16 protein-coding genes are annotated in these 18,578 nt (G+C 38.0%); 11 read left to right on the top strand and 5 right to left on the bottom strand.

Annotation, left to right across the window (positions count from 1 at the left end; all coding sequences use genetic code 11):
- The first annotated feature begins 47 nt into the window (after nucleotides 1-47).
- From DHD80_RS16700 to guaB, 5 genes are all read left to right on the top strand, one after another.
- Nucleotides 48-1,178: an imelysin family protein gene (locus DHD80_RS16700; RefSeq protein WP_251742602.1), complete on the top strand. Its 1,131-nt coding sequence runs from the start codon at nucleotides 48-50 to the stop codon at nucleotides 1,176-1,178.
- Nucleotides 1,179-2,543: an HTTM domain-containing protein gene (locus tag DHD80_RS16695; RefSeq protein WP_251742601.1), complete on the top strand. Its 1,365-nt coding sequence runs from the start codon at nucleotides 1,179-1,181 to the stop codon at nucleotides 2,541-2,543. It abuts the gene before it with no gap.
- Nucleotides 2,524-4,989: a TonB-dependent receptor gene (locus DHD80_RS16690; RefSeq protein WP_251742600.1), complete on the top strand. Its 2,466-nt coding sequence runs from the start codon at nucleotides 2,524-2,526 to the stop codon at nucleotides 4,987-4,989. The genes DHD80_RS16695 and DHD80_RS16690 overlap by 20 nt, the downstream gene beginning before the upstream one ends.
- A gap of 10 nt (nucleotides 4,990-4,999) precedes the next feature.
- Nucleotides 5,000-5,377 (top strand): DUF1232 domain-containing protein, encoded by a 378-nt coding sequence (locus DHD80_RS16685; protein WP_251742599.1) that lies wholly within the window; start codon nucleotides 5,000-5,002, stop codon nucleotides 5,375-5,377.
- A gap of 84 nt (nucleotides 5,378-5,461) precedes the next feature.
- Nucleotides 5,462-6,934, top strand: a complete 1,473-nt coding sequence (guaB, locus tag DHD80_RS16680; protein ID WP_251742598.1) for an IMP dehydrogenase — start codon at nucleotides 5,462-5,464, stop codon at nucleotides 6,932-6,934.
- Nucleotides 6,935-7,364: 430 nt separating this feature from the next.
- On the opposite strand, the gene DHD80_RS16675 is transcribed toward guaB, so the two are convergent.
- Both DHD80_RS16675 and DHD80_RS16670 read right to left on the bottom strand, forming a co-directional pair.
- On the bottom strand, nucleotides 7,365-7,898 hold the full coding sequence (locus tag DHD80_RS16675; RefSeq protein WP_251742597.1) for an OmpH family outer membrane protein: 534 nt from the start codon (nucleotides 7,896-7,898) through the stop codon (nucleotides 7,365-7,367).
- 64 nt (nucleotides 7,899-7,962) lie between these two features.
- On the bottom strand, nucleotides 7,963-8,421 hold the full coding sequence (locus DHD80_RS16670; protein ID WP_251742596.1) for an SRPBCC family protein: 459 nt from the start codon (nucleotides 8,419-8,421) through the stop codon (nucleotides 7,963-7,965).
- 182 nt (nucleotides 8,422-8,603) lie between these two features.
- Between DHD80_RS16670 and DHD80_RS16665 the strand changes: the two genes are divergently transcribed.
- From DHD80_RS16665 to DHD80_RS16655, 3 genes are read left to right on the top strand one after another with little or no spacing between them, the layout of a single operon-like run.
- On the top strand, nucleotides 8,604-9,470 hold the full coding sequence (locus tag DHD80_RS16665; protein WP_251742595.1) for a peptidyl-prolyl cis-trans isomerase: 867 nt from the start codon (nucleotides 8,604-8,606) through the stop codon (nucleotides 9,468-9,470).
- On the top strand, nucleotides 9,448-10,878 hold the full coding sequence (locus DHD80_RS16660; RefSeq protein WP_251742594.1) for a peptidylprolyl isomerase: 1,431 nt from the start codon (nucleotides 9,448-9,450) through the stop codon (nucleotides 10,876-10,878). The genes DHD80_RS16665 and DHD80_RS16660 overlap by 23 nt, the downstream gene beginning before the upstream one ends.
- A gap of 5 nt (nucleotides 10,879-10,883) precedes the next feature.
- Complete coding sequence (locus tag DHD80_RS16655) at nucleotides 10,884-11,834, top strand: MoxR family ATPase (protein ID WP_251742593.1); 951 nt, start codon at nucleotides 10,884-10,886, stop codon at nucleotides 11,832-11,834.
- Here DHD80_RS16655 and DHD80_RS19935 read toward each other — a convergent pair.
- A complete protein-coding gene (locus DHD80_RS19935) occupies nucleotides 11,831-11,956 on the bottom strand; it encodes a hypothetical protein (protein ID WP_279347060.1) in 126 nt (41 codons plus the stop codon). The genes DHD80_RS16655 and DHD80_RS19935 overlap by 4 nt on opposite strands.
- 190 nt (nucleotides 11,957-12,146) lie before the next feature.
- Between DHD80_RS19935 and DHD80_RS16650 the strand changes: the two genes are divergently transcribed.
- Nucleotides 12,147-14,414: an aconitate hydratase gene (locus DHD80_RS16650; RefSeq protein WP_251742592.1), complete on the top strand. Its 2,268-nt coding sequence runs from the start codon at nucleotides 12,147-12,149 to the stop codon at nucleotides 14,412-14,414.
- 112 nt (nucleotides 14,415-14,526) lie between these two features.
- Here DHD80_RS16650 and DHD80_RS16645 read toward each other — a convergent pair whose 3' ends face one another.
- The gene (locus DHD80_RS16645; RefSeq protein WP_251742591.1) at nucleotides 14,527-14,949 is read right to left on the bottom strand and encodes a hypothetical protein; all 423 of its coding nucleotides are present in this window, start codon (nucleotides 14,947-14,949) and stop codon (nucleotides 14,527-14,529) included.
- Between the two features lie 1,103 nt (nucleotides 14,950-16,052).
- Between DHD80_RS16645 and DHD80_RS16640 the strand changes: the two genes are divergently transcribed.
- Both DHD80_RS16640 and DHD80_RS16635 read left to right on the top strand, forming a co-directional pair.
- Entirely contained in the window at nucleotides 16,053-16,829 is a 777-nt protein-coding gene (locus tag DHD80_RS16640; protein WP_251742590.1) for a LexA family transcriptional regulator, read from the top strand.
- Nucleotides 16,830-16,867: 38 nt separating this feature from the next.
- Entirely contained in the window at nucleotides 16,868-17,431 is a 564-nt protein-coding gene (locus DHD80_RS16635; RefSeq protein ID WP_251742589.1) for a TlpA disulfide reductase family protein, read from the top strand.
- Here DHD80_RS16635 and DHD80_RS16630 read toward each other — a convergent pair.
- Entirely contained in the window at nucleotides 17,428-18,564 is a 1,137-nt protein-coding gene (locus DHD80_RS16630) for a lycopene cyclase family protein (RefSeq protein WP_251742588.1), read from the bottom strand. The two genes, DHD80_RS16635 and DHD80_RS16630, sit on opposite strands and share 4 nt — an antisense overlap.
- Between the last annotated feature and the right edge of the window lie 14 nt (nucleotides 18,565-18,578).

Here is an 18,578-nt window from a genome sequence, read left to right as displayed (position 1 = left end):
ATTCGCCAGGGTGGTTATTTATAACTCTGGCTTTTAACTCTTTATATATGATCAAATTTTCAAGAATATTACTACTAGTCACGATACTTTTCGCCGCCTGTTCTAAAGGGGATGATAGTCCTGGCGGAGATGATGGCGGTGAAACCCCAAATTCTTTTGACCGTGGAGCAATGTTGGCCAATTGGGCAGATGTTATTATCGTCCCGGCATATGCTGCATTTACTGAGCAAACAAATGAACTGCAACTGGCTTCTGAAAATTTCTCGGCAAATCCAACTTCAGAAAGTTTAATTTCTCTGCAGCAATCTTTCCGCGAAGCCTATAACGGCTTCGAGACAGTTTCCATGTTTGAAATTGGTAAAGCTGATGAATTGAATTATCGCAATTATTTGAATACGTATCCGGTAAATACTTCGTCTGTAGATAGTAAAATTGAAACGGGGAGTTATAATTTAGATTTGCCCTCTTCCTATACCGAGCAGGGTTTTCCCGCACTGGATTATTTGCTTTTTGGTTTGGGCTCTACAAATGAAGATATTTTGGAGTTTTATATCAGCGACACAAATTCAGAAGCTTATAAAAAATATTTGGTTGATGTAGCTTCCAGGATCAATAACCTTACTTCCCAGGTGAATGCTTCCTGGCAGGGAAATTATCGTGATACATTTGTTAACAATACGAGTTCGTCCAGCACCGGTTCTGTAGATCGTTTCACCAATGAATATGTGATGTATTTCGAAAAGATACTAAGATCGGGGAAAATAGGCTATCCTGCAGGCGCATTTACCGGCACGCCTTCACCTCAAAATGTGGAAGCTTTTTATGCCGAAGATCTTTCCAAAGAATTATATGAGACGGCATTAAACAGTTTTTACGATTTTTATCTGGGGAATTCGATTGTTGATACGGGAAACGGATCCAGTTTTAGCGATTATTTGCAATATCTGGATAGTATGAAAGATGACGCAGACCTGGATAAATTGATTAAAGATCAGTTTGCTGTTGTTTTTTCTAAAAGTGAGACCCTTAAATCCAGTTTAAAAGCACAGGTCGAAAATGATAATTCTTTGATGTTGTCAAATTTTGATGAATTGCAAAGGTTGGTTGTATTGCTAAAGGTAGATATGATGCAGGCTTTGTCTATTTCAGTAGATTATGTAGATTCAGATGGAGATTAGATGCATCTAAGCCTGAACAAATATTTAAATACTTACGAAGAAGCCGCCCCATTGGCGGTTTTTCGTTTGTTTTTTGGTTTAATGATGTTCGGGAGTATTCTGCGATTTTGGTCTAAAGGCTGGATCGAAAAACTCTATATTTTACCTAAATTTCACTTTTCTTATGCAGGCTTTGAATGGGTAAAGCCTTTAGGGAATTTCACTTATCTTATTTTTATAATTTGTGCGATCTCAGCACTACTGGTAGCAGTAGGATTTAAATATCGCCTGGCGATCATTACATTTTTCCTGAGTTTTACGTATATCGAACTCATGGATAAGACCACCTACCTCAATCATTACTATTTCATTAGCATCCTTAGTTTTTTAATGATCTTTTTACCTGCTGCGGTCTACTTCTCTTTTGATGCGAAAAAAGATACAAAAAAAGCTTTTCAGAAGGTTCCGAAGTGGACTATCGATTCCATCAAACTTTTGCTCAGTATTGTATATATTTATGCCGGCCTGGCCAAAATAAATTCCGACTGGCTTTTGCGGGCGATGCCCTTAAAAATATGGCTGCCTTCTAAATACGATCTGCCTTTTTTAGGGGATTTGATGCAACAGGACTGGATGCATTATTTTTTCAGTTGGAGCGGCATGCTTTACGATCTTTGTATTCCTTTTTTATTACTATGGAGAAAGACCCGATTTTTTGCATTTATCCTGGTGATCATATTTCATGTTTTAACCCGGGTGCTTTTCCCTATTGGGATGTTTCCTTATGTGATGATTGTAAGCGCGTTAATTTTCTTTAGTCCGCAGGTGCATCATCAAATTTTGGAAAAAATTTCCGTATGGTTTAAGATTAAAAAAGCCCAATTTGATAATCAGCGTTTGCTTTTTTATAAACCGAAAAAAAGAAAAATCCTTCACCTGGCGGTTTCAGCTTTTTTCGTGATCCAATTATTAATGCCCTGGCGATATTTGCTATATCCTGGGGAACTCTTCTGGACAGAGGAAGGATATCGATTTAGCTGGAGGGTGATGTTAATGGAAAAATCGGGTTATGCCCAGTTTAAAGTGATCGATGCAAAAACCGGCAATAGATTTTATGTTGATAATGCCGATTTTCTTACGCCTTTTCAGGAAAAGCAGATGAGTTTCCAACCAGATTTTATTATTCAGTATGCGCATTATCTTGCGGAATATTTTAGAAAAGACGGACACAAGAATATTGAAATTTACGTAGACAGCTACGTTGCCCTAAACGGGAGAAAAAGCACCCCTTATATTGATCCCGAAAAAAACCTTTTGGAATACACCAATTCTTTTAAACACAAAACATTCATTTTACCCTTCAACGATGAAATTAAAGGCCTTTAGTCTGTTTTTTTTAATAAGTTTTTTTGCCAATGCCCAATTTACTTTCAGCGGAAAAGTGATTTCGGCAGTAAATGGAAATCCCATTTCCAGGGCGGAGATATGGAATAAAACCACGGGTAAACTTACTATGGCCGATGAAAATGGGAATTTTCAAACTTCTGAATTATCAGAAGGCACTTATGTTTTTGCCATTTTTGGTTATGCATATGAAATTTTAGAATTGGAAGTTCAGTTAGATGAAGACTATGTTCAGGAGATTACATTACAACCCCTGGCAGAAAGCTTAAATGAAGTAGTTTTAAATAATCGAAGGGAACAAATTTTTGCTCTGCGGAGTCTGAGAAAAGTAGAAGGAACTGCCATTTACGCAGGGAAAAAAACGGAAGTGGTATTAATGGATAAAGTGACGGGCAACCTCGCTGCCAATAATGCACGTCAAATTTATAGCCAGGTAGTAGGTTTGAATATTTATGATAATGGAGACGCCGGATTGCAGCTGAATATAGGCGGGCGGGGATTGGATCCCAATCGAACCCAGAATTTCAATACGCGCCAGAACGGTTACGATATTTCCGCAGATGTTTTAGGTTATCCTGAAAGTTATTATACCCCTCCACCGGAAGCTTTGGAGGAAATCCAAGTAATTCGTGGTGCCGCTTCTCTGCAATACGGGACACAGTTTGGCGGGCTCATCAACTTTAAATTCAAAAAGCCGGTAAGGGATAAAAAGATAGAATTGGTCAGTCGGCAATCTGTAGGGTCCTATGATCTTTTTACCAGTTTCAATAGTCTAAGCGGGACTGTGGGCGATTTCAGTTATTACACTTACTATAATTATAAAGGAGGAAAAGGCTTCAGGCCCAATTCTGAATACAATTCTCATAATGCTTTTGTCCATTTAGGCTGGCAAATTTCAGATAAAACAAAATTAGCTTTTGAATATACTTTTTTAGATTATCTCGCGCAGCAACCCGGTGGTTTAACCGATGCCCAGTTTTATGAAGAACCAGATTTTAGTAACCGTAAAAGGAACTGGTTTGATGTGAACTGGAATTTATTTGCCCTGAAAATGGAACACGAGTTTTCCGAAAAGACAGATTTCAGCTTAAATATTTTTGGACTGGATGCATCCAGATCGGCTGTGGGGTTTAGGGAAAATAGGGTTTCCCAGGCAGATGATCCAACTGCTCCCCGGGAACTCCTGGTAGACGATTTTTCGAACTGGGGCGCAGAAGCAAGGATTCTTACACGCTATGATTTATTTAAAGGGGAATCGGTTTTATTGCTGGGTTCAAAATTTTATAATGCCCATAATTCGCAAAGACAGGGAGCAGGAAGTGCTAATTCCGGCCCCGATTTTAATTTTGCAGATAAACAATTTCCTAATTATTCCAGGCAGGCAGCTTTTGATTTCCCGAATAAAAACCTGGCTTTCTTTGGGGAGAATATTTTCAATTTAACCGAAAGGTTTTCAGTTACTCCCGGCTTTCGATATGAGTTTATCAAAACGGAAGCAGATGGGGCTTATGAGTTTATTATTCAGGATCTGGCGGGAAATGTTCTTTCCAATGAAACCATTGAAGATGATCGCAAGTTTGATCGAAACTTCTTATTGCTGGGGATTGGAAGTAGTTATGACCTTAATGCCTCCAATGAAATCTATGCCAATTTTTCCCAAAATTACCGTTCGGTCACCTTTAATGATATTCGGGTGATCAACCCGGTTTTCCAGGTAGACCCAAATATAAATGATGAAGAGGGTTTTACTTCAGATCTGGGGATTCGTGGAAGGTATAAAAGAATATTTTCCTATGACGCGAGTATTTTCGCTTTAAAATATAATGACAGGATAGGGGAGGTTTTAAAACCTGAAGTTCGTGAAAATACCAGTGGTGATCTACAGGAAACAGGAAGAATTGTACGTTTCCGCGGAAATATTGGAGATGCTTTTATATATGGCCTGGAAACTTTTGCCGACTGGAACCTTAAAAATACCTTTTTCGAGCAGGCTGAAGATTACAAACTGAATACTTTTATCAACGCGGCATTTACCAAATCTGAATATACCCGCTCTGAAGAAACGAACGTAGAGGGAAACGAGGTTGAATTTATTCCGGCAGTTAATTTAAAAGCTGGTTTAAATGCCGGCTATAAAAATTTGCTGGTAGCATTGCAATATTCTTATCTCTCGGAACAATTTACAGATGCTACCAATGCGCCACAAGATATAACTGATAATCAACGCGGGATTGAAGGGAGTATTCCGGCCTATGGAATTATGGATGTATCGGCTTCTTATTCTTTAGGGAAATTCAGGCTGGAAGCGGGAATTAATAACCTTTTAAATAATTCCTACTTCACCAGAAGGGCTACAGGATACCCGGGACCGGGTATCATTCCGGCACAGCCCATCACCTGGTACACAACTTTACAGATAAAAATCTAGCACGGTCAACATGGGAAAGATCAGAGAATGGGCGGCAGGATTAAAGAAAGAACTGGTGGTTGCCCATTTATTAAGCAAACATCCGGGAACACCATTTTCAGCAAAAATTATTTTGTTTGGTACGCTGGCTTATGCTTTGAGTCCTATAGACCTTATTCCAGATTTTATCCCGGTATTGGGATTATTAGATGATTTATTGATCATTCCTTTAGGGATTTATCTGGCTTTTAAATTGATACCGCCCCAAATCATTGCTGAATGCAGGGAAACTGCTAGAACATTTACCTGGAATAAGAAGAAGAATATCTGGGCAGCAGTTTTGATCCTGATATTCTGGATCAGTATTTTTGTGTTTGTCTACTTAAAATATTTCCGGGAAAAGATTTAAATCTTCAGTTTACCTTAAACTTGTTTCCGTGGAAATTCTCATTTATTAAGCTTACTTTTGCATGCAATTAAATCTTTAATTGCTATGACCGCACACGATTCTAAAATTCTTGGAGAAGGGCTCACTTATGACGACGTACTTCTTGTGCCTGCTTACTCTGATGTTCTACCCCGAGAAGTTAATATCCAGTCAAAATTTACCCGAAATATTACTATAAATGTGCCTATCGTTTCTGCAGCGATGGATACGGTGACCGAATCCCGTATGGCTATCGCCATGGCGCGGGAAGGTGGTATTGGTGTGCTTCATAAAAATATGAGCATTGAGGAACAGGCGCTAAAAGTTAGGAAAGTAAAACGTGCTGAAAGTGGGATGATCATAGATCCGGTAACTTTGCCCATTACCGCGAAAGTGAAAGATGCCAAGGCCAATATGAAGGAGCACAGCATTGGCGGAATTCCAATTGTTGATGAAGAAGGAAAGCTTCTTGGAATTGTTACGAACAGGGATCTAAGGTTCGAAAAAAATAATGAAAGGCCCATTGCCGAAGTAATGACTTCAGAAAATCTGGTTACCGTTTCTGAAGGGACCAGTCTGGAAGAGGCGGAAGGTATCCTTCAGGAAAATAAGATCGAGAAATTACCGGTGATCAATTCCGAAGAAAAGCTGGTTGGATTGATCACTTTTCGGGATATCACAAAGCTTACTCAAAAACCAAATGCAAATAAAGACAGCTACGGAAGACTTCGTGTAGCTGCAGCCGTTGGGGTTACTGCAGATGCAGTTTTGCGCGTGGAAGCTTTGGTAAATGCTGGTGTTGATGCCGTAATCATCGATACCGCGCATGGGCACACTAAAGGTGTCGTGGAAATTCTTAAAGAAGTAAAAAACAAATTTAGCGATCTGGATGTAGTTGTTGGGAATATCGCTACCGGCGAAGCAGCAAAATATTTAGTAGAAGCGGGCGCAGATGCCGTAAAGGTTGGAATTGGTCCAGGATCTATTTGTACCACACGAGTTGTGGCAGGAGTTGGTTTTCCTCAATTTTCAGCGGTTTTGGAAGTAGCTGCAGCCATAAAAGGCAGCGGAGTTCCGGTTATTGCCGATGGAGGAATTCGTTATACGGGAGATATTCCAAAAGCGATCGCTGCGGGAGCTGATACGGTGATGTTGGGATCTTTGCTGGCAGGAACAAAAGAATCTCCGGGAGAAACCATTATTTACGAAGGAAGAAAATTCAAGTCTTACCGTGGGATGGGTTCTGTGGAAGCTATGCAAAAAGGTAGTAAAGACAGGTATTTTCAGGATGTGGAAGATGATATTAAGAAACTGGTTCCGGAAGGAATTGTAGGCCGTGTCCCTTATAAGGGAGAGCTTGATGAAAGTATCCATCAGTTTGTTGGGGGATTAAAAGCCGGAATGGGTTATTGTGGCGCCAAAGACATTGCGACTTTACAGGAAAGTGGGAAATTTGTAAAGATCACCTCTTCGGGGATTCATGAAAGTCATCCTCACGATGTGACCATTACCAACGAATCACCAAATTATAGCAGATAAAAGGGGGTTGTCTAAAAAGCAGTATCGCCACCCTGGTTTCAGGGTCTCTAATACGTACCCAAATTAAAAAAACGTCATTGCGAGGAAACGAAGTGACCGAAGCAATCCCATGTAAAGACAAACAAGGAAGAGATCGCCACGCTGCGCTCGCGATGACGAATAAAACTAAAGCCTAACTTAAATAGTCATTCCGAACGAAGAGAGGAATCTCATGATCAATTAGCAATCCCCAATTTACCGAAATCCTGCTTGCACATTTCGACTCCGCTCAATGTGACAAGGAATTCCTCATTGCGAGACCCCTGAAAAAAATTATCTAGTATAGTGAATTGACGTATTTTTTAAAATATCTAATAAGAAACTGAAACAAGTTCAGTTTGACGAAAAAGTGACTTTTCAGCCAAGACTTTCCAATTTTTTAGTAAAAATATTAATTCTCTGTGGATTGCGCAGGCATTGGTTTTGCTGTGACACCTAATTCTTTCATTACTTTATCGGTAATATCATCTTCCGTTCTGGAGAAAGCCAGGGCATTTCCACCAGCGTGGAATATTTGTGTATAACCTTCAGCAGCGATTACCTTATTCATTGCTTCATCAATCCTCAAATATAGCGGGGAAGTCAGTTCATTTTTTTTCATCTGCATCATAACCGTCGCTTTTTGTCTGAAATTTTTAATGTCGTTTTCCAGTCCTATAAGTTTGGTTTCTTTTTCTTTTTTAGCTTGCTCTTCCATAGTTTCCAACGTGCTTTGATACTCCTTTACCAGAGTTTCATATTCGTTTATTGATGTTTCAAGCTGGGTTTGCAGTTCCTTGTTATACGTTTCCATACTTGTATTAATTTCTTCAGTTTCCGGCATTTGAGCAAGAATATATTCTGCGTCAATAGTTCCAATCTTACTTTGCGCGAATGCACTTAAAGAAATAAACAATACGAAAAGGCTAGTACCTAATTTTTTCATTTGGATAAATTTTTCGCAAATATAAGTGCCTCAATAGAATAATGACAGCTTAAATTTTAAAAATTTAGTCCTTTTTGTCTAATACACTTTTTCCATCTTCAGCAAATGCTTTAAAATCGGTCATAAATTCCCGCGATTGTTTTTTAAAAGCACCTGGCATGAGTGTGCCAATTAGTTTCATAAATCCGCTAAACTGAAATTGGCTGTGGGAGGTCCATTGAGTCGTTTTTTCATCAACTTTTTCAAAATGGTTTTGCTGAATGTTGTAAACACCGGCGGCTTTATAGGAAGCGTTGAATTCTTCAGGAAGGGTATTTTTCAAAATAGTTTCAGTCATCTCAATCTCCCTTTTATTTATTTTGAATTTCAACAGATTTTGGGAGCCTACTTCTCCTAAGGTCCCATTTAAAGGTTTCATGAAAATAAAACCTTTTTGCCAGTGCTTGAGATTTTTCGGCTCACTAAATTTTTCTATCACTTCCTCTCTGGGCAAATTTATAGTGATGCTCTCCTGGTATTTCATAATCTATTGAATTGAAGATACTTAAAGATACAGAGATTTTCTTAGCCATACTATAATTTACCACGATGCTTTTCGTTATCCCTTTAGCTTGCAGAACCTGAGAGAATTGTTATTTTTGCCCGATATTCAATTTGAACCTTCGGAAATTCTGAAGCTTTAAAATTGTTGTTCAAAATAGCTGTGTGAAGATTAAAGTATCATTTTTTGGGATTTTCTGCATTCTTTTCGGTTTGTTGTTTACCGCTTGTGGTTATTTTCGGCAGGAAGAAGATAGAAAGGCAATAGTTCGCGTGAACGATTCTTATTTATATGAAGAGGATATTCAGGCTTTAGTTAGTGAAGGAACTTCCCCAGAAGATAGCGCCATTATCGTTTCCAATTACATTACTCGTTGGGCCACGCAGCAATTATTCATAGACCGGGCAGAATTAAACCTTCCTGATGAAAAGCAGAAGGAGTTCGACGCACTGGTAAATAATTATCGAAACGAATTATATACCAACGCCTATACAGATGCGATCGTTTCCCGCAAGATCGATACTTCTTTAAATTCCCAGGAAATTGAAGAATATTATGAAGCCAATAAGGAAAACTTTATTCTGAATGAAGATCTGGTCAAACTGAGGTACATCAACCTGGCCCAGAATAACAACAATCTGGACGAAATAAAACGTAAATTTGTCCGGTTCAATGAAAAAGATCAGCAGGAATTGCAGAATATGGCGATTCAGTTTACAAACTATTCCATGAATGATACTGTTTGGGTGAAAACCAAAACAGTGTATGATAAGATTGGCCCACTTTCTGTTGAAGACAGGTCGAGATTACTTAAAAAATCGAATTACCTTGAATTGAAAGATTCATTGAACACTTATATGGTGTATATAAACGATATTTTAAGTCGAAATGATCAGGCTCCGCTTAATTATGCTTCGGCAACCATAAGGGAAATTCTGCTGAATAAAAGAAAGCAGAATCTTATAAAAGATTTAGAAACAGATATTACAAAAGATGCAATTAAAAATAATGAATTTGAAATCTTTAATTAAAACTTTCATTCTTAGCCTGGCTGTCTTAAGTACAGGTATTGGTTTTTCACAGGAAGTGATTGTGACCGATAGTACTTCGATCCAGCCTGATGAAGAATTATTAGTTGAAAATACGACCCAGGGAACTCAAAGAAGAAAGGTAGATGGGATCGCTGCGGTAGTTGGCGAATATATCATATTGGAAAGTGATATCGATATGGTGTACAAGGATATGCAAAGTCAGGGAATTTCTACGGAAAATGTGAGCGATTGCAATCTGGCGGGAAGTTTAATGGAAAACAAACTATATGCCCACCAGGCGATTCAGGATAGCATTATTGTAAAAGACGCCCAGGTAAACGGGCAGATAGATCAGCAAATACAGGGATTTATTCGTGAAGCTGGTGGAATGGAAAATCTTCTGAAATTTTATAATAAGGAAAGTGAAGCTGATTTGCGGGATGAACTTTTTAAAATAAACAAAGAGAGAATCCTTTCCCAGCAAATGCAGCAAAAAGTGATCGAAGCTATTGAAGTTACTCCGGAAGAAGTAAAACAATATTTTGACCAACTTGAAGAAAAGCCGGTTTTTGGAACTGAAGTGGAATTATCCCAAATCGTGGTAGAACCTGAAATTCCTGAGTCTGAAAAGAAAAAAGCGATCGATCGTTTAAATGAATTCAAGGCAGATATTCAGGAAAATGGGGCAAGCTTTGCGACAAAAGCGGTGTTGTATTCAGATGATGAGGTAACCGGGAAAGATGGCGGCAGAATTACACTGACCCGAAAAGATCCTTTTGTAAAAGAATTTAAGGATATGGCTTTTAGCTTACAGGAAGGTGAAATAAGTGCGCCATTTGAAACTGAATTTGGATATCACTTAATGCAGATTGATGAGATTCGTGGGCAAACCGTTTTAGTTCGACATATATTGATCATTCCAGATGTTACCAATAGTTCGTTGGCTGAAGCAAAAGCTGAAATTGATACACTGAGAAGTAAAATAATCAAAAACGAACTGGAATTTGCCGCTGCGGCACGGGAAGCTTCAGATGAAGAAGAAACCCGAAGTGAAGGAGGAAAACTCATAAATCCGCGAACCGGGGATACCAGGTTTGAACTGACCAAAATGGATCCGGCACTTTTCCGCCAGGTAGAAGGATTAAAAGAAGGCGAAGTTTCACAAATCCTAACCCAGCAAAGCCGAAATGGAAGACCTCAGTTTAAGATCATTAAATTGACCAAAAAGATCGAAGAACATAAAGCTGATTATGCGGTGGATTATTTGAAAATTAAGCAACTTGCTTTACGCGACAAACAATTAACCGCTATCGAAAAATGGCAAAAAGAGAAGATCGCTGATACGTATGTAAAAGTGAACGGAAAATATCGTGATTGCGAATATACCAGCAACTGGCTTAAAGATTAAGATTTATGGGGGACGTTGCACTGGTTGAAAAATTGGTAAAAAAACATGCTGAACTTAAAAGAGAGATCGCGAAGGTGATTGTTGGTCAGGATGCTGTGGTAGATCAAATCCTGCTTTCAATTTTTTCCGGTGGGCATTCTTTACTGATAGGAGTTCCCGGGCTGGCAAAAACCTTAATGGTGAACACGATCGCCCAGGCTTTGGGATTGGATTTTAAAAGAATTCAGTTCACCCCAGATTTGATGCCCAGCGATATCCTTGGTTCTGAAATTCTTGATGAGAACCGAAAATTCAAATTCATCAAAGGTCCCATTTTTACTAATATCTTATTGGCAGATGAGATTAACAGAACGCCGCCAAAAACTCAGGCTGCTTTGCTTGAAGCCATGCAGGAACGAGCTGTGACCGTTGCGGGACATCACTATAATCTAGATCTACCTTATTTCGTACTGGCCACACAAAACCCCATTGAACAGGAGGGAACCTATCCTTTACCCGAGGCGCAGTTAGACCGTTTTATGTTCGCCATTCACTTAGATTACCCAAGTTTCAAAGAGGAAGTGAATGTGGTAAAAACCACTACTTCAGATAAAGTAGAAACTATTCAGCCTTTATTTACTGCTACAGAAATTTCTGATATCCAGCATGTAATTAGACGAATTCCTGTACCAGACAATGTGGTGGAGTATGCGGTTACTTTGGTAAGTAAAACCAGACCTGGAGAGAAGGCAGGCGATCTTGTTAAAAATTATGTGGACTGGGGAGCAGGCCCACGAGCTTCGCAAAACCTTATTCTCGCTGCAAAAACACATGCCGCCGTTCATGGCAAATTTTCACCGGATATTGAAAATGTTCGAGCCGTTGCGATTGGAATTTTAAGGCATCGGATTATCAAAAACTATAAGGCAGAAGCTGAAGGTGTTACCGAGGAGCAGATTATTAGGGAATTATTTTAATAATTGATTTTTGGTAAAATATCGGTTTGCTGTCGCTTTAATTCCGTTCTTTTCACCTGTTGTATACCTCTTTCGAAGAAATAATCTTCTTCATCTTCAAAAAAACCAGTTCCGGAATTCATAATTTTATTTCCTAAAATTATCAAATTCTTATTCCTGATAGTAAATATTGAAAAAAAGATAATTATTGCTATAATTAATTTACTTTTTAGAAATTATTTCTATTAATTTTTGAGTATTACCTATAATTTTTAAAATCGGCCTAAAATTCTTATTTTTGCAAGACTTTTTAGAAACAAAATTTCAACTTATATGGCGTACGATATAGATATGATCAAGAAGGTTTATGACCAAATGGCAAATCGGGTAAATAAAGCCCGTGAAGTTGTTGGAAAACCTCTAACCCTTTCAGAAAAAATTCTTTATTCTCATCTTTGGGATGGCGAAGCAACTTCTGCTTATCGACGTGGAAAAGACTATGTAGAGTTTGCTCCAGACAGGATTGCCTGCCAGGATGCAACGGCACAAATGGCTTTACTACAATTTATGCAGGCTGGGAAGAAAAAAGTTGCTGTGCCTACTACGGTTCATTGTGATCACCTTATTCAGGCAAAAATGGGCGCTGCGATCGATTTACAGTCGGCCAATAAATCGAGTAGCGAGGTTTTCGATTTTCTGGAATCAGTATCTAATAAATACGGAATAGGTTTTTGGAAGCCCGGCGCGGGAATTATTCACCAGGTAGTGCTGGAAAATTATGCTTTTCCCGGAGGAATGATGATAGGAACCGATTCCCATACGGTAAATGCCGGTGGTCTGGGAATGGTCGCTATTGGAGTTGGTGGGGCAGATGCTGTGGATGTAATGGCCGGAATGGCCTGGGAACTAAAATTTCCTAAATTGATTGGAGTTAAATTAACCGGAAAACTTTCCGGGTGGACTTCCTCTAAAGATGTGATCTTAAAAGTGGCCGGAATTCTTACCGTTAAAGGTGGAACCGGTGCTATTATTGAATATTTTGGTGAAGGTGCGACTTCTATGTCCTGTACCGGGAAAGGGACGATTTGTAATATGGGTGCTGAAGTGGGGGCGACAACCTCCACTTTTGGGTATGACGATTCTATGGAACGTTACCTCAAGGCCACAAATCGTGCTGATGTTGCTGAAGCTGCCAATGCAGTAAGGGAACATTTAACCGGAGATGATGAAGTATATGCAAACCCGGAACAATATTTTGATGAAGTGATCGAGATCAATTTATCTGAATTAAAGCCTCACTTAAACGGTCCTTTTACGCCAGATCTTGCTACACCAATTTCTGAAATGGGAGTAAAGGCCAAAGAAAATGACTGGCCCATCAATGTAGACTGGGGTTTAATTGGGAGTTGTACCAATTCCTCTTATGAAGATTTAACCAGGGCTGCGTCTATAGCCAAGCAGGCTGTGGATAAAAAAATTAAAGCAAAATCAGATTTTGGGATCAATCCCGGGTCTGAAACTATTCGCTTTACCGCGCAAAGGGACGGTTTACTTCAGATTTTTGAAGATTTGGATGCGACTATTTTCACCAATGCCTGTGGGCCCTGTATTGGCCAATGGGATCGAAGTGACAGAAAAGGTGAAGAGAAAAATACCATTGTGCATTCCTTTAATAGGAACTTTAGTAAGCGAGCTGATGGTAATCCCAATACCCACGCGTTTGTAGGTTCTCCGGAAATGGTGGCTGCGATCGCGATTTCTGGAAGGCTGGATTTTGATCCAACCCGCGATAAACTCATCAATGAAGATGGGGAAGAAGTGATGCTGGAGGAACCAAAAGGAATTGAATTGCCACCAAAAGGTTTTGACGTGGAAGATGCAGGTTATCTTGCTCCAACGGAAGATGGCAGCAGTGTTGAGGTTAAAGTTGCAGAAGATAGCGAACGTTTGGAATTACTTACTCCATTTAAACCCTGGGATGGTGAAAACATAATGGGTGCAAAACTCTTAATAAAGGCCTGGGGTAAATGTACTACAGATCATATTTCTATGGCAGGACCATGGTTGCGATATAGAGGACATTTAGATAATATTTCGAATAACTGTCTTATTGGGGCTATCAATGCTTTCAATAAAAAAACGAATTTTGTAAAAAATCAATTGACCGGGGAATATGATGGTGTTCCCAAAGTTCAAAGGGCTTATAAAGCCGAGAATATACCTACAGTAGTTGTAGGCGACCATAACTATGGTGAAGGGTCTTCCCGAGAACATGCCGCGATGGAACCAAGATTTCTTGGGGTTAAGGTTGTTCTGGTAAAATCTTTCGCCAGGATTCATGAAACGAACCTGAAAAAACAGGGAATGTTAGGTATCACTTTTGCGAATGAAGATGATTATGATCTCATCCAGGAAGACGATACTTTCAACTTTATCGATCTTAAGGATTTTGCACCAGATAAGCCTTTAACCATTGAAATCGTTCATGCAGATGGTTCAAAGGATACTATTAAAGCGAATCATACTTATAACCTTCCGCAGATTGAATGGTATAGAAAAGGTTCCGCTTTAAATCTTATAAAAGAACAGAACGCAGCATAATTCTTTAAAGACTTATTTTAAAAATTAAACCCTGGAAATTAATCCAGGGTTTTTTTGTTAACCCTAATCCCCACTTTAAGGTTAACAACAAAAATAAGTTAATGTATATATTTTATATATTGGCCAATAAATATTTTTCAACCTTATTCTTTTGTAAAAGCAATACGTCGATTACCCGACTGGAGACACCCCGTATATAAATCGTTTTATAATATTTATTTACATTGTCCAGTTCCATTTTCTTAAATAAATCTTCGCGATCTTTTCTTAACATGTTGAATAAAACAAATTCCCCTTGAAAAAGGAAATTTAAGATATCATGGCCGTTTTTGTAGTAGGTACCTTTTTCTAAATTATTTATGAGGGCGATTAGCTGGATTTTTATTTCTTCTCTTATGGATATGCGTGAATCTAAGTCAGTTTTTTTTAAGTCATACTCAACGTTTTTAAATCTATTATTTAGTAGGGCATAATAAATTTTCAAAAGGTTTTGATTAGAAACGTGAAGCTGTAGTAGTCTCATGTACAGTTTCATTAGTATTGTTTTTGGTTGAAAACTAAACCTAACTAATCAAAAAAAAGTTATACATAGACCAATTATTGTTTAACCAAATTTTAACCACTATTCGGTGTTAATACCCAATAAATATTAGAAATACTTATAATGCTATATATTATAATAAAACCCGACTTTCGCCGGGCTTCATTGGTTATTTAATCCCTATTTTAAATAACCCTTTCTTAAATCTAATGCTAATTTAAAAGCATCTATCGCTCAAGGCTGCATACGAAGGAACGATTAACACGTAATTAACGGACTCTCATGCGCCTTTATAACCAAGAATAATAAAAATATGGTATATCCTTAAACAGTCCTAAAATTAGCTTTTGTCATGCTGACCCCGAAGCATCGGGATTTCAGCATCACATCCTGATTACCTGATGGAACCCTGAAACAAGTTAAGGTGACGTTAGATTAGGAAACTTTACGGACATTCAAATAAAATACTTGTGAATCTATTGAAGTTAATAGGAGGAATTCCAATTTGTAGGCGTACTTTAACAAAAGTTACTTTTTTCTACCTGCCATTAAACTACTAATATATAGATAGTTGAAATTAGAGGTGTAAACAAAGATGAAATGCACAAATGGGTTGGTGGAGCAAAATTAATAGGAACGATTTTGCATCGCATTTGTAGATTTAATCTGATAAATTCCCCGTATGCTTTTTGCATCGGGGCTTCCGCTTCACCTCTCCTTGGGAGATGTCAGAACTGCCCTTTTTTCGGCAGTTCGGGGTGAGGTAAAATACAAAAATTCCGCTTTTTGGCCCAGAGGCCAAAATGGAACCGGAGTAATACCCCTGCGGCTTGCCCCGGGTATAGTCGATTTCAAGAATTTTTTTTATGCTCAAAAAAATTTATCGGGCCACACAAGGGTTCAGGGAAGCATAGCTTCAAAACTACATTGTACACCTTCAAGAACATGGTATTGGTATTGGAAAAAATGACTGAGGGTTTAATAAATAGGCTTTAACACCAGCTTAACTCGCTACACCCTATATTAATAGCTTAATATCATTTCTAATTATAACTATGAAGTATTAATAAACTAAGCGTTTAATTTGCACCGAATAAATGAAAATCATGTACAGCCAGGAAGAAATTGGTAAACGAATTAAAGAATTAAGGCGTAAAAAAAATTTGTCACAAAGTCGAATTGCCGAAACATTGTTTATCTCCCAGGCCGCATATTCCCTCATAGAAAATGCCCAAAATGGTATTAGCGTGGAGCATATTATTAAATTGAGCAATCTTTATCAGGTTACCACCGATTATATCCTTAAGGGCCATAAAAATTTGATCACTATGAACCGGAAGAATGGATTCATTCCATTGGTGAATGTACATGCCCATGCAGGTTTTGTTAAAAATATTTCTGATGAATATTTTTCCAATATCGAAGATTGGTACCGTATCCCGGGCTTCGATCCTTCTAAAGATCAAAGCCTTTTTGAAGTAGACGGGGATAGTATGGCCCCAACCGTATTGGAAAAGGATATATTAATTTGCCAGCTTCATAAAAACCTGGAGAATATTCTTGATGGCTCTGCCGTTGTTGCTATTGTGGAAGGAAAAATAATGGTCAAGAGGATTCGGAAGCATAGTGATGGGCAATACCTAGTGTTGGAATCTGACAATGATAATCACGAACATCATAAACCCATGCTGGTAAAAAAGGCTGCCATTGGTAAAATTTGGATTATTCGTGGTAAACTTAGCAGCGGTTTGGTACCTTTTCATGAAATGGCCTCGAAGGGAAAAATCACTAGCCTGGAAGAAAATTTGGAAATGCTTAAAAAAGAGGTTTACCAAATGAACAAGAAACTTACCGCCCTAACTTCAAAAAGATAATCATACATTTACTTTCTTTGGATTGAAAATTAAGCAAAATGGACTTTTTAAAGAAAGAATGGACCAATATCCTCCTCATTGGGTTGCTGGTGATCATGGTGATACCCCAAACCCGCAAACCGGTACAAATTTTTTTTAACCGTATCGTAGCTTTCGCCCCAGGAATTACTTCAGAAGACGATCGCGATAAAATTGAAAACTATAACTGGGTTTTAGAAGATTCAGAAAAGAATAGGATAGAATTTAAAGATTATCAGGATAAAATTATTATCGTAAATTTTTGGGCAACCTGGTGCCCACCATGTATTGCAGAAATGCCCGACTTTGAAAAATTACATACAGATTATAAAGATAAAATAAACTTTTTCTTTGTTTCAAATGAAAGGCATCAAACAGTAGCAGAATTCTTTGAGAAAAATAATTATCATCTCCCCAATTATAAAATGCTAACGCAAGCTCCAAATCCTATGCAGGGAAATACACTGCCTACCACGTTTGTGATAGATAGAAATGGGTATATAATTGTGCAAAAAGTAGGATCGGCGAATTGGAATAGTGAAAGCTTTAGAAAGACTCTGGATAAGCTTATTGCCGAGGATTAAAGTTTATTAAAAAACGATTTCACAAACTGGGGATGATATAAACTAAACATGATCTTAATATCTTCAGATAAACCAGTCTCTTCATCCAGAAATCTAAAAATCTCCTGGATTGAATTTTTTGTATAGAATTTTTCAAATAGCTGTGCCCCAAGATCATTGCGTTTAGAGAGGACGTCTAAGAATATTTTGTCGTAAAATTGAAATTTTTTATCATAAAGATCTGTTGTAAGATTTACTCCTTTTTTGATGTTTTCAATGATCTGTTTGGTTTTTTTCTCTGTGTTTTTAAAAGAATATCCTGAAGATGCCTTAACCCAACCGCCCGCCGTTCCAATTTTTGTAACGTGCTTTGAATGATCTTTTTGAAAAGGATAGTCGGTCATGGGAATAACCCCGTATTCTGTTTCTTCAACCTGGTATTTCTTTATTTTTAAAATTTCAGAAATATATTTTTCCAGATATTCATCATAAATATCTTTTTCAGAAATGAATGGTGTAAAAAAGGTAAATTCTACCAATGCCTTAGTTGCAGTTATGGGTAAAACGTAGATAAATGATGTGGAATCTTCATGTCTAATTCTGTAATCCATCATGGTAAATTCCGAAGGCTCAAAAAAAGCATCTTCTGTTTTAATGCTCCAGCCCTTAAAATGCTGAAAGATTAAATTTATTTTGTTTGATATTTTTAAATTTTGGGGTGGTCTTGAATCGAAAAAATGTGTAGCAGTATACGTGTTATTTTTTCCAATTGCCGTTCGGGTAACAGGGTCTATTTTGAGGATTTCATCTGTTATAAAATATATTTCCGAAGTTTTCTCTAATTTTTCAGATGCATCCTTATAAAAATCCAGGCTACGCAGCATTTTGTAATTGTAGGGCTGTAAGTCTAGTTTTTTCTGAACATTTTCAGAAATAAATCTAGCCTTAGACCATTTTTGGTGAATAAGGGCATCCCAATCTCCCGATCCTTTCTCCCAGAAACACCAGGTTTTATCATTTTCAGCTTTATCTGAAGGATCTATAATGGCGATCTTTTTCCCTTTAAAGAATAGGTCTTCCTGAAGTCTTAAAGCCAATTGCAGGCCTGCCAAACCACCACCAACAATCACGTAGTAATAATCCGGGACAATCATAAGCCTGTTCTTTT

Origin of the sequence: Gramella sp. AN32 (assembly GCF_023718305.1) — a bacterium.
Classification (GTDB): domain Bacteria; phylum Bacteroidota; class Bacteroidia; order Flavobacteriales; family Flavobacteriaceae; genus Christiangramia; species Christiangramia antarctica.
The sequence above is the reverse complement of the archived record's forward strand: the minus strand, read 5'-3'. Positions and strand labels throughout refer to the sequence as shown.